Here is a 13,951-nt window from a genome sequence, read left to right on the forward strand (position 1 = left end):
ATTTGTTCTATAACATAGCTATTTAACCGATAATATCATCGTTTGATTGTGCTTTGATATTATTCCACCAAGATTTTTCGTTGTTTTCGCTTAATAATTTTAAGAATAATATATTTGCAAATTCGCTAAATTTTTCTATTTCTGCTCGGAGCCCTTCACTTCTTAAAAGATTTATTCAAGTTTTTAAATATCGATATTAATTCTTCACGTGATACTTTAATTTCTTTCGGTATAGTCCAAGCTTCATTACTGCTCGCTTCTAAAAAAGCTAATAATTCTTTTTCATGTAGTAATTCCCTCACTTCATCACCGTTTAATATAAGCTCTTTATTATTAGCAACAAAACGAGCTTCACAGTAAGCTCCATTCATTGCGAACACTATAGGTACATCAAGCAATTTTGCATATTCCGTTACTTGATCTAAAGCTTGCCTTAAATCCACTCCTGTTTTTTTGCTTCTATTATTGCAATAGGTTTATCATTATTACTTTCATATAAGATATAATCGGGTCTTTTTCCGTTTAATTTTGTCTGTTCTGTTTTTGATTTTGGTTTTTGGAAATAAACATTCTTTTTAGTATCTATATACTATCCCTTATTTACAAGGTTATTGCTGATAATCCATTCGGTTTGCTGTTCTGCTAACATAAGAATTGCTTAGATATTTTTTTTGTAATTAATAATTATATCTTCTTACACTTATTATACAAGCTTATAAAAAAGTACAAAAAACAACTTTTTATCTCACTAAAAAAATAAATTATTGCTATGGATTTTATATAGATTTGTTATAACTAATATTAAAATCATGAGTATAAATAACCAGTTAAGAGAATTAATTAAATCAGGTACTTTTGCCGGTATATTATTAATTATTGCTTTTACCTTAGCAATAATTGTCAGCAATAACATTTTCCTAACAAAATATTATTCTTCTTTTATTTACAGTAAATTTTCTTTAACAATAGGAAATGTAAGTTTACAAACAACTTTTATAGAGTTAGTTAATGACGGTCTCATGACTTTCTTCTTTTTATTAATAGGTTTAGAGATGAAATTTCACCTAGTAGAAGGTGAACATAAAAATAAAAAAAAACTAATATTACCTGCAGCGGCAGCCCTTGGAGGTGTGGTAGTTCCTGTCTTAATATACATGTTTTTTAATTATGATAAACCGGGATTAATAAAAGGATGGGCTATCCCTATCGCAACTGATACTACTTTTGTCCTTGGTATTTTATCTTTTTTCAGCCGACATATATCTTTAGAATTACGAACTTTTATTATAGGTTTCTCACGATGCTTTTGCGTTAATTATACTAGCCTTGTTTTATACTAAAACAATCAATACTCCGGCATTATTAATTTCCTCTGTAATTATATTCATTTTGTTTATATTGAATTATCGACAAGTTAAACAATTATTTTATTATATAATTGTAGGTTTATTATTATGGATTAGTATGGTGGAGTCAGGTATTCGCGGTACTTTATGCGGAGCCATTATAGCACTTTTTATACCTGTTAATATAAAAGGAGAATTTAACACTTCTTTTAAAAAACTTGAAAGCTTAACTCGTCCTTTTGTAAATTACTTTATTTTACCGCTTTTTGTATTTATGAATTCCGGTATCCTTTTAGAATATTTTGCATTTAAAGGCACTTGTTCCAACTCAATACTTACTTTAATTTATGGGATAATATTTGGTTTATTTGTAGGTAAGCAATTAGGTATTATACTATTTTCATATCCATTTGTAAAATTTAAACTCTGTAATTTACCAAATGATACTTCATGGTTAAAATTTTATTCTATAGCTATACTTGGAGGGATTGGATTTACCCTAAGTTTATTTATAGGTAGTATTACGTTTGAGAGCAGCTGCCCTTCAAACTCTATGAGAGCTGCAGTAATAATAGGCTCTTTAATTTCTGCATTATTTGGCGTAGCCATTCTAAAATATTGTACTGGAAAAGAGTAAAGGAGCAAATTAAACGAGTATACTCATTAAATAACGATGATAGGATTTTAATAACACATCATATTTTTGTTTGGAAAAAACAGGATATGGTACTATGTAGATAGTATTAGAAGAAGGAATCGCTTTTTCAAGCTTATTTAGCATAAAAGGCATATTATAATTATGCTCTACTAAAATTATTGAAGTAAGATTGTAAGTTACAATAAAATCAACCGCTTTCTTAATATTATCTTCTTCAGACATTATTTTATTCGGAGCGAGTATTACCTGCTGTTCTATAACATTAAGTTCCTTTAACAAATTTTTTAATTGCTCTGTAGATTCTATACCAGTAATAAATAATATAGGTGCATAGCCTGCCTTAAGCAAAGCAATACCGGTTTCAATTTTATGTCCTCCTCCTGCAAATACTATTATTGCATTAGTGGTATTACTATTAAGCTTATAAGAATTTATTAAATATAAATAATAACCAAAACCACCGACCCAAAGAGCAAAAATTGTGAGTAAAAATTTTCTGATCATTTAAATATTTTATTAAATTCAGTTTGAATAATTTTATCAAATTCAGACACTTCAACATGAATCCCTAACTGATTTAAAGATGTTATTAAAGAGTTTTCAAGTCCACAAGGAATAATCCCACTAAACTTACTTAAATCTGTTGAAATATTTATAGCTACACCGTGATATGTAACCCATTTTCTTACTCTAATACCTATTGCAGCAATTTTAGCAAATTCATCTTTCCTTACTTTTACCCAAATTCCTACTTTATCTTTAATAATATATGCTTTAATTCCAAAATAATTTAAGCTATTTATAATCCATTCTTCAAGCATTTTTATATATAGCTTTAAATCTTTGTGTCGATTTGGTGAAGCTAAATTAAGAATTGGATAAATAACACGCTGACCCGGTCCATGAAAAGTAAATTTACCGCCACGTCCTGTGTAAATTACCGGAATATCACCGTAATTTAATAATTCTTCTTGTTTATAACTAGTACCGGCTGTATATACTTCCGAATGTTCAACTAAATAAATAATTTCCGGTTCATGATCACTAATTACTTTGTTAACGTAATCTTCCATTAATTTCAAAGTAACTTGATAATCCGCAAAATCTGGTATAGTTATAAATCTTATCATATTAATTCAGATTTATATTTCAATATTAATGCATCTAAAATTGCTATGGTTTCAGCATCCAAATCGCCGGAAAAATTACTAGGACGAAAATGCATTTGAAACGAAATTATAATATCTTTCATTTTAGAGTCTAAAATTCCGGTAACTTCAAGTTTATAACCGTATGTAATAAATTTTTGCTGAATTGCTGCAATATCGGTTATGTCGACTTGCGGCAATAGATCGTTAAATACCTGTTCATCATACCAAGCCCCAATATTGTTATTATATAATGGTTTCCAAGGAAATAGCGGGCCAGGGTCTTGTTTTCTACCTGGAGCAATATCAGAATGCCCAATCACTCTAGTAGGTTTAATATCATATCTAGCAATAATCTGTTTACACAAACTTATAACACTATTAATTTGCCTTTCCGAATAGGGTAGCCAAACTATATCATTGTTTTTTGCATTTACTTCAAAAGCAGGATTTACGATTTCAATACCGATTGATGTATCATTAATACGCTCATGACCTTGCCAGTAACTTACTCCAGCATGCCATGCTCTATCACGCTCTTCTACTAATTGAAATATATGTTCAGGGTTTTCATTGTTTATTAAATAATGGCTACTTAACTTTTCACCGGTTAGAAAATCTAAAGACTGCTTAAAATCACACTGTGTATAATGTAGCACTAGGAATTTAATACGTTTATCAAATCCCACAGCTCTATAAGATGTTTTATCGATTACTATCATATATAAAAATTTTAAAGGATGTCACTATTGTATGTTTTTTTCTATATAATTCTTGTGAAAGCTTGCTTGCATGGATCGGTAAATCGTCATTGCGAGAAGAATTACACAGTAATTCGACGAAGCAATCTCAGGAGTTTGTTATTATTTCATGAGATTGCCACGCAGCCTACGGCTTGCTCGCAATGACGATTTGGTATCTATATAAAGATAGCCCCAGGTATGACAAGAAAAATTTTGATGGTGCCGGATATCGGATTTGAACTGATGACCTACCGCTTACAAGGCGGTTGCTCTACCACTGAGCTAATCCGGCATATTAATATGATTATAGAGAAGAGATATGTGTTGTCATACCGTGGCTTGACCACAATATCTAGAAAAATAACTTGTAATAGTCAAATTTACTAAATCCTGCAATCAAATAGCGGGATGACAGGGGCTGAATTGATCCACACAGTCAATGCCTGCTCACAATGACGAAAAATACACTATATAAACTAAGCTTCTTTAGCTTCCTTTTTACTTGGTCTAGCTTTGCGGTTTTTTGCTTTCACTTCCATTTCCTTTTTAACTTTCCCAGGAAGGGTAACACCCGCTTGCTCAATAAATTTTGCGACTCGCTCAGTTGGTTTAGCACCGGTGCCAAGCCAATATTCTATACGATCTTTTTTTAAAACAACACGCTCACTATTATCTGAAGCAAGCATTGGATCATAAGTTCCGACTTTTTCTAAAAAGTCACCGTCACGAGGTGCTGTTGTGTTAGCTACTACTACACGGTAAAAAGGACGCTTTTTAGCACCGCCTCTAGCTAAACGAATTTTTACTGCCATATATTACTTACAATTATTTTATTTTTTCTTCTTTAAAAAGAACATGTTTCCTAACTACTTTATCATACTTACGAAAAGAAAGCTTCTTGGTTTGGGTCTTCGGATTACGTTTCTTTACCCAAAAAACACCTGTGTCGGCAGTACTTACTAGCCTTACCAAAACATTTTTATTTTTCTTTGCCATTAGCTGACACCTTAAATCAAGATATTATTTTATTATTCTAAGAAAAGCAAAATAATACGAAATTGAAAAATAGTCAAGTAAAAACTAGGCATTGCAAAATAAAGAGAGATAAGTCAATTGCGAGCGACTAAAAGGAGCGTGGCAATCTAGTTTTAATTTCCCGAGATTGTCGCACTCCTTGCAGTCGTTCGCAATGAGACGCCAATTTTTCAAATTAAACGAGTTACCGTCCAAATAAGCGTTCGATATCCTTAAGCTTCAACTCAATATAAGTAGGCCTGCCGTGATTACATTGACCTGAAAGCGGCGTATTTTCCATTTGACGCAGTAATGCATTCATTTCATCTGCCGATAATTTTTGTCCTGCTCTAATAGAGTAATGACAGGCATAAGTTTCCGTTACATGCTCGATTAACTCTGTCAAAGCTATATTCTTGCCAAAATCCGATAAATGATCGGCGAGATCCTGAATTAACTTTTGTACGTTTACATCTCCAAGGATATTTGGAATTTCAGTTACTATAATAGATTTTTCGCCGAATTTTTCTAGAGTTAAACCGAGTTTATATAGTTTTTCTCTATGGTCATATAAACAATCTGCTTTTTTTTCATTTGGCAGTTCTACTATCTCAGGGATAAGCAAACGCTGTTTGATTAACTCTTCCGTTTTAAGGTAATCTTTTATTTTTTCATACCCTAAACGTTCGTGTGCTGCATGCTGGTCGGTAATCACTATACTATCTTCGGTTTGTGAAATAATATAAGTCGTATGAAGTTGTGCTTTAGCTGCCCCAAGTTTATATTGTTTACGGGTTTGCTGTTCATGTTCTATACGGTTTTCTACTTCTTGTTCTATTTTAGCATGTGATAATGTATCGATTAATTTTTGACAAACATGATTTTGAGGAACTGTATTAAGTGTAGAATGAGTAGTAGGTCTATAATCTGCCGATTTACTATTAACATTTATAACTTTACTTACTGGCGATTGTTTGTTAACTAAAGGATTTTTAAATAACTCAAGAGCATCAGAGGCGATAGTAGTAGAAGTAACATGGCTTTTATTTGTTAAAGCATTTTTAATTGCTTCTATTAATAAGTTTCGCACATAATTCGGGTCATGAAACCTAACCTCTGCTTTTGCCGGATGTACGTTAACGTCAACAAGTTGCGGATCGATTTGTAAGAATATAGCACATAGCGGATAACGATCACGAGCTAAATAATCTTGATATGCTACCCTTAAAGCTACCTGTAATAATTTATCTTTTACCGGTCTATTATTAATAAATAAAAACTGATCTTCACTTGAAGCTCTATTATATGTCGGGCTACTAGTATAGCCACAAATAGAGAAATCAGGTGTTTTGAAGTTTATATAAGCGGCGTTTTTTATAAAATCATCACCTATTACATCAATTATACGCTGTTTTAGGTTAGTTTCAGCATCTTTATTTTGTCCCTTTAATTTTAATAAATTCTTGCCGTCATGTGTTAAACTAAAAGAAATTTTAGGATGTGCTAGAGCGATTTTCTTAACCACATCTACAGTTGCTGCAAGCTCTGTTTTATCGGCTCTAAGAAATTTTAAACGTGCAGGTGTTGCGAAAAATAAATCACGTATCTCTATTTTAGTACCTTCATTATGAACAGAAATAGTAACTTGTTTTTCATTGCCGCCAATTAACTTAATCTGAAATGCTTTGTCGGCATCTCGCTTTTTAGAAGTAATTAGCATTTTGCTAATAGCAGCAATAGACGGCAGTGCTTCACCCCTAAAACCGAAAGTATGAATATTTAGAAAATCGCTTTCATCAAACTTAGAAGTTGTATGACGTTCAACGGCAATTTCTAATTCCTTATCAGTCATACCGATACCGTCATCGGAAATAATGATTAGATTTTTACCGGCACGTTCTAAAATAATATCTATTTTAGTACTACTTGCATCAACAGCATTTTCAACTAATTCCTTTACTACCGATGCGGGCCTTTCTATAACCTCACCGGCAGCAATTCGGTTGATAGCACTTTCTGACAGAAATTTTATAGTCATTTTGTTACTAATTTAAATTTCTTACTACAATATGGGCAGATAACTTCCTTTTTTTCTTTATCTATCTCTAAATAAACTTTCGGATGGTCATATGGAGATTCTTTGCCCTGGCAAGATACAGATGCATCAACGTTATTAACAATTTCCATAGATTTATACATTATTTCTTTAAGTGAAATCTAGTATAAGTTACTTTTAAATAAAAGACAAATATTACTTGATTAACTATGTCATCCCGTGACTTGATCAGCTTTGTTGCATGGTTCTAATTTTCTCGTCATTGTGAGGAAATTATGTAAGTAATTGACGAAGCAATCTAGTGCCAAAGTTCTGAGATTGCCATGCAGCCTATGGCTGCTCGCAATAACGATTTAGCTGACTGGTACAAGCCACAGTATGACAGTGCATATTTTATAAGAAGATAAAAATGAAAGACAAAGTAGCAGTTATTACCGGTTCTACTATATCGGGCTTGAGATAGCAAAACATTTTGCAAAACTTGAGTCTAAAATAGTTATTAACGGTTTTGCAAAAGAAGATGAAGTAGCCAAAATTTCAGCAGAATTGAAAGAACTTGGGGCAAGGGCTGTATTTTATCAAGGAATAAATTTGGAAAAACCTGATGAAATTCATTCTATGTTTGAGAGGATAATAAAAGAATTCGGTAAAATAGACATATTAGTAAATAATGCAGGTATTCAGCATGTTGCTCCTATCGATGAATTTCCTGAAGATAAATGGGAGCAAATTTTGCGTATAGATTTAATAGCATCTTTCTATACTACAAAATACGCAATACAGATTATGAAAAAAACGGCTTCGGCGAATTGTTAATATCGCTTCTGCTCATGCATATGTCGCATAACCTTTCAAGTCAGCATATGTAGCAGCAAAGCACAGTATCCTTGGGTTTACCAAAACCGTTGCTTTAGAAGTGGCTGAGACTAATATTACAGTTAATGCTATCTGTCCCGGTTACGTCAACACACCATTAGTAAGGAATCAAATAGCAGATACTACTAAAGCTAGACATATCAGTGAAGAATCAGCGTTAAGGGATGTAATCCTTAAATCTCAAGCTACGAAAAAATTTGTAGAAGCTGATGAAATAGCACACTTAGTAATATTCTTATGTGACGAAAAAGCATCATCAATAAACAGGTAGTGGACTCTTGATAGATGGCGGCTGGACGGCACAGTACTTTTTAATTCTTAATATTTGTTAGTTATTGAGAAATAACTAACAATAAAAACTTCTTGCAAAAATTTAATTTACTCCTTTACACTTGAAATGAACCACAATTTATTCAAGGAGGAATTTATGCCAGAAAAAAAATATCTACATTTTCAAACTGAAGAAACTGAATTAAATAGAGTAAAAATGCCAAATTAATTCATTTTAAAGATGAACTGGGCAGCCCCATAGATGGGCAGCAATTAGTTATAGGAGAAGTTGAAGAAGTAAAAGAAAAAAAATTTTCTAGACCCGTAGAAGTTGAGGTAAAACGTAATTTGGGTAAGTTTAAAAAAGCTCTAACCTATCTTGGAATTATTAAAAATACGAAAAAAATAGTAAGCAAAGAAGAGAAAATTATAGGCACCTATGAATTAGGCAATTTTACTAATGATAAGAATTCCATAGAGAATTTTTTAAACAACTTAGATTTCCATGAAGAAAAACTTTACGCATATGATCTTATGGTACAAAAGTTGGAGAAGTAGGTGATTTTGGAAAAGTAGTATTAGATGAGAATATTAAGCTTGATGAAACTATTCTTTAAAAAAAATGGAAAAGTATTTGCTATTGAAAAAAATGGTAAATTTTTAGATTTAGAAGGTAAAACTTTACAAAATCAAAATCAGTTTATACAAAAGGTAGCGGAGTTTACCATTTAAGTACTGCTACAGACGTAAAATATTTTGATAAAGATTGTGAAGTCTTAATACTTCAAAAGGTGTTACGAATCTTAACACAAAGCCCGTAAAAAGTGCTCTTAAAGGTAGCAGAGAAGCTGCAAAAATAGGAGAAAAACTACGAAAACAACAAGAAGAACAGAAATTTGCAGGAATTAAAAAGCCAAAAGGAGCTAAACTTACAAAAGTAAGAATTCCGGTGGTTCCCACTAGAGGATAACTAGGTTATAAGTGCTTAACCATTATAACGTGTATATTAATATTATGACCAAATTAATATGTACGTTATAATAGTCATAATAAATTATGACTATTATTTAGCCTTTTGCATGTCTAATATAGCTTGTGTTTGAGCTTGTGTCTCAAAAGTCATTTGGCTCTAATTCTAATGCTTTGTTGTATGATTCAAGAGATAAATCGTATTTGCTAATTTTTCCAAAGTAAGACCTTTATTAAGATGTGCTTTATAATCATTGATATTTAATTTAAGTGCTGCATCAAAAGCTTTTAATGCTAAATTATATTTTTAAGAATTCCTAAAACTATTCCTTTATTCACGTAAGCTCTAAAATCATCAGGATTAAGCTGTATTGTTTTATTATACATTTTAATAGCTAACTCATATTCTTCTATATTAAAATATATATTTCCTTTATTAAAGTATATTACAGGCTCATTCGGTTCTAGCTCTAATGCTGTATCATACGATCTAATAGCTTCTTCATATTCCTGTAACACATCTAAAGCTAAACCCTTATAGAAATATGCTTTAGCGTCATTAGGATTAAATTCAATTCCTTTATTATATGCTTCAAGTGCAAGTTCATTTTTTCCAAGTTCATATAATGCAAATCCTTTACTAAAGTAGGTGTATGAGTTATTTGGTTCTAATTTAAGTACTAAATCATACATTTTAACAGCCATATTTTTGAAGCCTACTCAAAATTGTTCCTATATTATAATATATGTCAGAATAATCTAAATCGTCATCATGCCTATATGTGAGTGCTCTATCATATGCCTCAAGAGCTACTTCGTAATTTCCAAGTTCATCGAATAATTTACTCTTATTAAAATAAGCATCGGAATAATTAGGATCAATTTCAATTGCTTTATTGTATGCTTCAAGTGCTAGTTCGTATTTTTTAAGCTTTCTTAATATTTCTGCTTTAATTGTTATAAGCATAAGGATGACTTGGATCTACTTCGATTGCCTTATTATAAGCTTCTAAAGCTAAATCGTATTTTCCCAACTGAATTAATACCGCTCCTTTATTAAGATAAGCCTGAAAATGATTAGGGTTTAGTCCAATTGCTTTGTTATAAGCTTCAAGGGCCAACTCATATTTTTCAGGAAACCTAAGTCCCAGTATTCTTAGTCTAAATCCATGTCCAATATATGCATCATTCGGATTTTGTTTTATAGCTTTATCACATTCTGCTAATTCCTTTTCAAAATCATTTGCATAATATATAAAAAAATTAAATGATTATGAAAGTGTAATTTATAATATTATAAATTACACTTTATAAATGATGTAACTTGTCTATAATAACTAATTAGTAATTAAGTTATTTAAAGCTCGATGAATAGGTCTAAGTTCATTTTTTTATCTGCTATTTCAGGTAATGTACTTGAATATTATGATTTTACGGTATATTCAGTTTTTTCGCTGATTATTGGACAAGTTTTTTTTCCAGGCGAATCAGAATTCATTAGAATTCTTCTAAGCCTTGGAGTATTTGCGGTTGGCTTTCTGACAAGACCGATAGGAGGCATATTATTCGGTTATATCGGTGATAGATACGGTAGACGTATCGCTTTAATAATCTCGATGCTAGGTATGACTATTCCGACCTTTATTATGGGTCTCATACCCTCATATGCAAGTATTGGGATTTATGCCCCTATAACTCTAGTTATAATGCGGCTTATTCAAGGTTTATGTATTAGCGGTGAAGGAACGGGAGCGGCCATTTTTATCCTTGAACATCGTCAGAATTTAAGACCGGGTTTTACGGCAGGTTTAGTACATGGTTCAAATATCGCCGGTACCTTAATTGCAACATTTATCGGTATTATAATAGAACGTTATTTCTCTCATATAGATTTTGCTTGGCGTTTTGCTTTTCTGCTTGGGGGATTTATGGGTCTTGCAGGATTTTACTTGCGATTGCGTGTATCGGAAACACCGATTTTTAAAATGCTTGAGAAAAAGAAACAAGTTCTTAAAGCACCTTTTTCCAATGTAATTAGAACTGCTTGGAGATCGATGTTCTTAACTATGTGTATAGGTGCTATCGCTAGCAGCGTTATGTATTTAGTAAAAACATATATAAATGTTTTCTATTATAATGTAATGCATCTTAGTAATACTATTGCTTTATCATATTTAGCGTATAGTTCGTTTATTGCGATGATAGCGATGCCGCTTGCTGGCGGTACTGCCGATATTATCGGAAAATTTAAAATGGCAATGCTTGTTGGTGTTGCTATCTTGATATTGATTTTACCAACCATGTTACTTATGTCGACAGAAGAGATGTGGCAACAAATTATAGCTCTTACAATGCTTGGTATGCTCGCAGGAAGCATAGCAGGTACAGCTTATATATTCGTTATATCCTTGTTTACGGCAGAACAAAGATTTACCGGTGTTGCTTTCAGCTACAATTTTGCAATAGCGATATTCGGTGGAACTTCACCTATTATTTCTCGTTGGCTTGTAGAGCACACAGGCTTATTTTATGCTCCGGCTTTTTATATTATGATCATTGCTGCCGTATTTTTAGTGATTATGTATATGATGAGGAAAGTAATTAAATCGTTGCTTAATAATTATGAACATAGAAAATAAAGAAATAACAAGTAGTTGGTTTACTAATTTACGTGATTTATTGTGCAAAGAATTTGAAAAAATCGAAGAAGAATATGCACAAACCAAAGGTTTAAAACCGGCTAAGTTCGTACGCTCAAGCTGGCAACGTAACGGTGGCGGTGGTGGTGTCATGTCTCTCATGAAAGGAGAAGTATTTGAAAAAGTCGGGGTTAATATATCTACCGTATTCGGTGAATTTTCTCCCGAATTCCGCAGCGAAATTCCAGGAGCAGAGCTAGATGGAAAATTCTTTGCAACAGGCATTTCATTAGTCGCACATCTTAAATCGCCGCTAATTCCCTCTATGCATTTTAATACTCGTTATATAGAAACTTCTAAAAGTTGGTTTGGCGGCGGTGGCGATTTAACACCTTTTTATCCGGAAGAAAACGAAACTGTAAAGTTTCATGCAGCTTTTAAAGAAGTGTGCGATAAGTATGATTCTAGCTATTATCCTAAATTCAAAAAGCAATGTGATGAATATTTTTATCTAAAGCATCGAAAAGAGCCGAGAGGAGTAGGCGGAATATTCTATGATTACTTAAATAACGATAATTTTGAACAGGATTTTGCCTTTACACAGGACGTAGGTAAGGCTTTGTTGTCGGTATATCCTGAAATCGTTAGAAGTAAGTTATTTTTACCTTGGACAACTGAGCAGAAAGAATACCAGCTTATAAGGCGAGGTAGATATGTAGAATTTAATTTGCTATATGACCGCGGTACTAAATTCGGCTTAATGACCGATGGAAATGTTGAAGCAATATTAATGTCATTGCCACCTGAAGTAAAGTTTAATTGACTTTTTTAAAATCATAACCGGAATGGCAAAATGCTATTTCGGTGTGTTGGAACTTCTATCAAAAGTGAGAGTATTTTCCACAAAACCGATGCAATCCTTGGTTTATAGTGAAATGCATTGAATTAGATGATATTTCTTAGAAATATCATCTAATTCAATGCATTTCACTATAACAAAATTTTTTACTTTGTAAGTTTAGGCGGTAAATAATTTTCTGTTGAGATTACTTTTTTACCAGTTTTATCTTCTAAGGCCGTTTTAGCGTTTTTAGCTATACTTCCTCCTATTTTATCTGCAACCTTATTTTCTTCCATTCCTGTTGCATTATTAGTGACGAGTAGATTTCAGCAAGAGCAGCAAAAATTAATTTTGCTTCATTCATGTGATCACGTAAATTTTGATTTGTTAAGCCCTTTATATTTTTGTGTTCTTTAACAAGTTATACCAGCCCATTCTTGATGAATAATATTAGTTAATATAGGCAAATTCATTCTCTTTTGTTACTTCATGATTTTTCCAGTAATCAGTTAATTTATTTCGTGTTTTCTGCCCCATCCATACGTTGTTGAATCCATTTCTCACTAAGACCGTGTCGTTTCCAATTATCCTTTGCTCTATCAATTGACTTTTCCAGATCAGAAATTTCTTGAATCCTCTCATAAGTAGTGACTCTGTATTTGCACAGTCTGTTATATATTTTTTCCATCTGTGGTAGTTAATTTCAGTCCGTGACAATTTGTCACGACCTCACTTTTTTCTTCGTTTAACCTTTGTTTTACCAATAAGCTCCAGGGTCACTACTATCAGTCAATGCTCCTACTACGTCGACTACCGAAAACCACCATTTGTTATTATGCAAAATTTTTCTAATGGTTTTATCTTTAAAGATTACTAACTTATTAAGTTCATCGCTATTATTCACAATGTTCCATATTATTTTTTATGAATTATATATATTCTAAATAAATTTTATAACTTATATTAGAAATATAAATAAACTATTAGTTTAAAATAAGTTATAGATTGACTTTTAAAGGAAGTTAGGTATAAGCTTTAACTGAAATAGTAAAACACCATTTCGGGATGTAACACAACCTCTACCAAAAGTGAGAACATCTCTCACATAACTGATGTAATCCTCAACCTTATAATCGGGGAGATAATAGGTTTTGGCAGTTTTGCTAACTCTCTGACTACCAAGGGTTTATTTCTCTTTGGTGGTTGAAACTTAAGCAATTTAAGTTTAATTAATCGGGGGTAACTACATGTCCAACCAAACTAACAAGAGCCTAGCTGAACTCGTAGCAGAGTTTACTTCAAAAGAAAATTTAGAAATCCTAAAAGTTGAGATAGCAGAGTTGCTAGAAAGACCTTTGAAAAAGAGAGATATCAACACAATAGAGAAAACG

Annotated in this window: 16 protein-coding genes, 1 tRNA gene and 2 pseudogenes; 6 read left to right on the top strand and 13 right to left on the bottom strand. The window is 32.1% G+C overall.

The window, feature by feature from the left end; genetic code table 11:
• Positions 1 to 155: 155 nt before the first annotated feature.
• Entirely contained in the window at positions 156 to 443 is a 288-nt protein-coding gene (locus A3305_RS10185; protein WP_226983980.1) for a hypothetical protein, read from the bottom strand.
• Between the two features lie 366 nt (positions 444 to 809).
• On the opposite strand from A3305_RS10185, the pseudogene nhaA reads away from it, so the two are divergent.
• Positions 810 to 1,983, top strand: a pseudogene (gene nhaA, locus A3305_RS02810) (Na+/H+ antiporter NhaA).
• A gap of 9 nt (positions 1,984 to 1,992) precedes the next feature.
• On the opposite strand, the gene A3305_RS02815 reads toward nhaA, so the two are convergent.
• The 8 genes from A3305_RS02815 to A3305_RS02850 all read right to left on the bottom strand — a co-directional run bounded on the left by A3305_RS02815 (position 1,993) and on the right by A3305_RS02850 (position 7,108).
• A complete protein-coding gene (locus A3305_RS02815) occupies positions 1,993 to 2,508 on the bottom strand; it encodes a YdcF family protein (RefSeq protein WP_014391668.1) in 516 nt (171 codons plus the stop codon).
• Positions 2,505 to 3,134 (bottom strand): lipoyl(octanoyl) transferase LipB, encoded by a 630-nt coding sequence (lipB, locus tag A3305_RS02820; RefSeq protein WP_014391669.1) that lies wholly within the window; start codon positions 3,132 to 3,134, stop codon positions 2,505 to 2,507. The genes A3305_RS02815 and lipB overlap by 4 nt, the downstream gene beginning before the upstream one ends.
• A complete protein-coding gene (locus A3305_RS02825; RefSeq protein ID WP_014391670.1) occupies positions 3,131 to 3,874 on the bottom strand; it encodes an N-acetylmuramoyl-L-alanine amidase in 744 nt (247 codons plus the stop codon). The genes lipB and A3305_RS02825 overlap by 4 nt, the downstream gene beginning before the upstream one ends.
• A 238-nt stretch (positions 3,875 to 4,112) precedes the next feature.
• Positions 4,113 to 4,187, bottom strand: a tRNA-Thr gene (locus tag A3305_RS02830).
• Between the two features lie 184 nt (positions 4,188 to 4,371).
• Positions 4,372 to 4,707 (bottom strand): 30S ribosomal protein S16, encoded by a 336-nt coding sequence (gene rpsP, locus A3305_RS02835; protein ID WP_014391671.1) that lies wholly within the window; start codon positions 4,705 to 4,707, stop codon positions 4,372 to 4,374.
• A 13-nt stretch (positions 4,708 to 4,720) separates the two neighbouring features.
• On the bottom strand, positions 4,721 to 4,891 hold the full coding sequence (gene rpmG, locus A3305_RS02840) for a 50S ribosomal protein L33 (protein WP_014391672.1): 171 nt from the start codon (positions 4,889 to 4,891) through the stop codon (positions 4,721 to 4,723).
• Between the two features lie 223 nt (positions 4,892 to 5,114).
• The gene (gene mutL, locus A3305_RS02845) at positions 5,115 to 6,947 is read right to left on the bottom strand and encodes a DNA mismatch repair endonuclease MutL (protein WP_014391673.1); all 1,833 of its coding nucleotides are present in this window, start codon (positions 6,945 to 6,947) and stop codon (positions 5,115 to 5,117) included.
• Positions 6,944 to 7,108: a zinc-finger domain-containing protein gene (locus A3305_RS02850; protein ID WP_081120821.1), complete on the bottom strand. Its 165-nt coding sequence runs from the start codon at positions 7,106 to 7,108 to the stop codon at positions 6,944 to 6,946. Before A3305_RS02850 ends, mutL begins: the two co-directional genes overlap by 4 nt.
• 355 nt (positions 7,109 to 7,463) lie before the next feature.
• Here A3305_RS02850 and A3305_RS11185 point away from each other — a divergent pair, with 355 nt between their 5' ends.
• The 3 genes from A3305_RS11185 to A3305_RS10195 all read left to right on the top strand — a co-directional run bounded on the left by A3305_RS11185 (position 7,464) and on the right by A3305_RS10195 (position 8,843).
• Complete coding sequence (locus A3305_RS11185) at positions 7,464 to 7,781, top strand: SDR family NAD(P)-dependent oxidoreductase (protein ID WP_264357849.1); 318 nt, start codon at positions 7,464 to 7,466, stop codon at positions 7,779 to 7,781.
• A 67-nt stretch (positions 7,782 to 7,848) separates the two neighbouring features.
• Entirely contained in the window at positions 7,849 to 8,112 is a 264-nt protein-coding gene (locus A3305_RS11190) for an SDR family oxidoreductase (RefSeq protein WP_373604497.1), read from the top strand.
• A 581-nt stretch (positions 8,113 to 8,693) separates the two neighbouring features.
• Complete coding sequence (locus A3305_RS10195) at positions 8,694 to 8,843, top strand: hypothetical protein (protein WP_014391676.1); 150 nt, start codon at positions 8,694 to 8,696, stop codon at positions 8,841 to 8,843.
• Positions 8,844 to 9,374: 531 nt separating this feature from the next.
• On the opposite strand, the gene A3305_RS02870 is transcribed toward A3305_RS10195, so the two are convergent.
• Positions 9,375 to 9,785, bottom strand: a complete 411-nt coding sequence (locus A3305_RS02870; RefSeq protein ID WP_014391678.1) for a tetratricopeptide repeat protein — start codon at positions 9,783 to 9,785, stop codon at positions 9,375 to 9,377.
• Positions 9,775 to 10,336 (bottom strand): annotated as a pseudogene (locus A3305_RS11775) (tetratricopeptide repeat protein). Before A3305_RS11775 ends, A3305_RS02870 begins: the two are co-directional and overlap by 11 nt.
• A 111-nt stretch (positions 10,337 to 10,447) precedes the next feature.
• Between A3305_RS11775 and A3305_RS02880 the strand changes: the two are divergent.
• Together A3305_RS02880 and hemF are read left to right on the top strand one after the other, a co-directional pair.
• The gene (locus A3305_RS02880; protein WP_014391679.1) at positions 10,448 to 11,719 is read left to right on the top strand and encodes an MFS transporter; all 1,272 of its coding nucleotides are present in this window, start codon (positions 10,448 to 10,450) and stop codon (positions 11,717 to 11,719) included.
• Positions 11,703 to 12,542, top strand: coding sequence for an oxygen-dependent coproporphyrinogen oxidase (gene hemF, locus A3305_RS02885; protein WP_014391680.1), 840 nt, complete (start codon positions 11,703 to 11,705; stop codon positions 12,540 to 12,542). Before A3305_RS02880 ends, hemF begins: the two co-directional genes overlap by 17 nt.
• Before the next feature lie 182 nt (positions 12,543 to 12,724).
• Here hemF and A3305_RS02890 read toward each other — a convergent pair whose 3' ends face one another.
• A complete protein-coding gene (locus A3305_RS02890) occupies positions 12,725 to 12,856 on the bottom strand; it encodes a phage antirepressor protein (protein WP_081120825.1) in 132 nt (43 codons plus the stop codon).
• A 461-nt stretch (positions 12,857 to 13,317) separates the two neighbouring features.
• Entirely contained in the window at positions 13,318 to 13,464 is a 147-nt protein-coding gene (locus A3305_RS09425) for a hypothetical protein (protein ID WP_014391682.1), read from the bottom strand.
• Between the last annotated feature and the right edge of the window lie 487 nt (positions 13,465 to 13,951).

This window comes from Rickettsia amblyommatis (assembly GCF_002078335.1).
GTDB classification, from domain to species: Bacteria; Pseudomonadota; Alphaproteobacteria; order Rickettsiales; family Rickettsiaceae; genus Rickettsia; species Rickettsia rickettsii.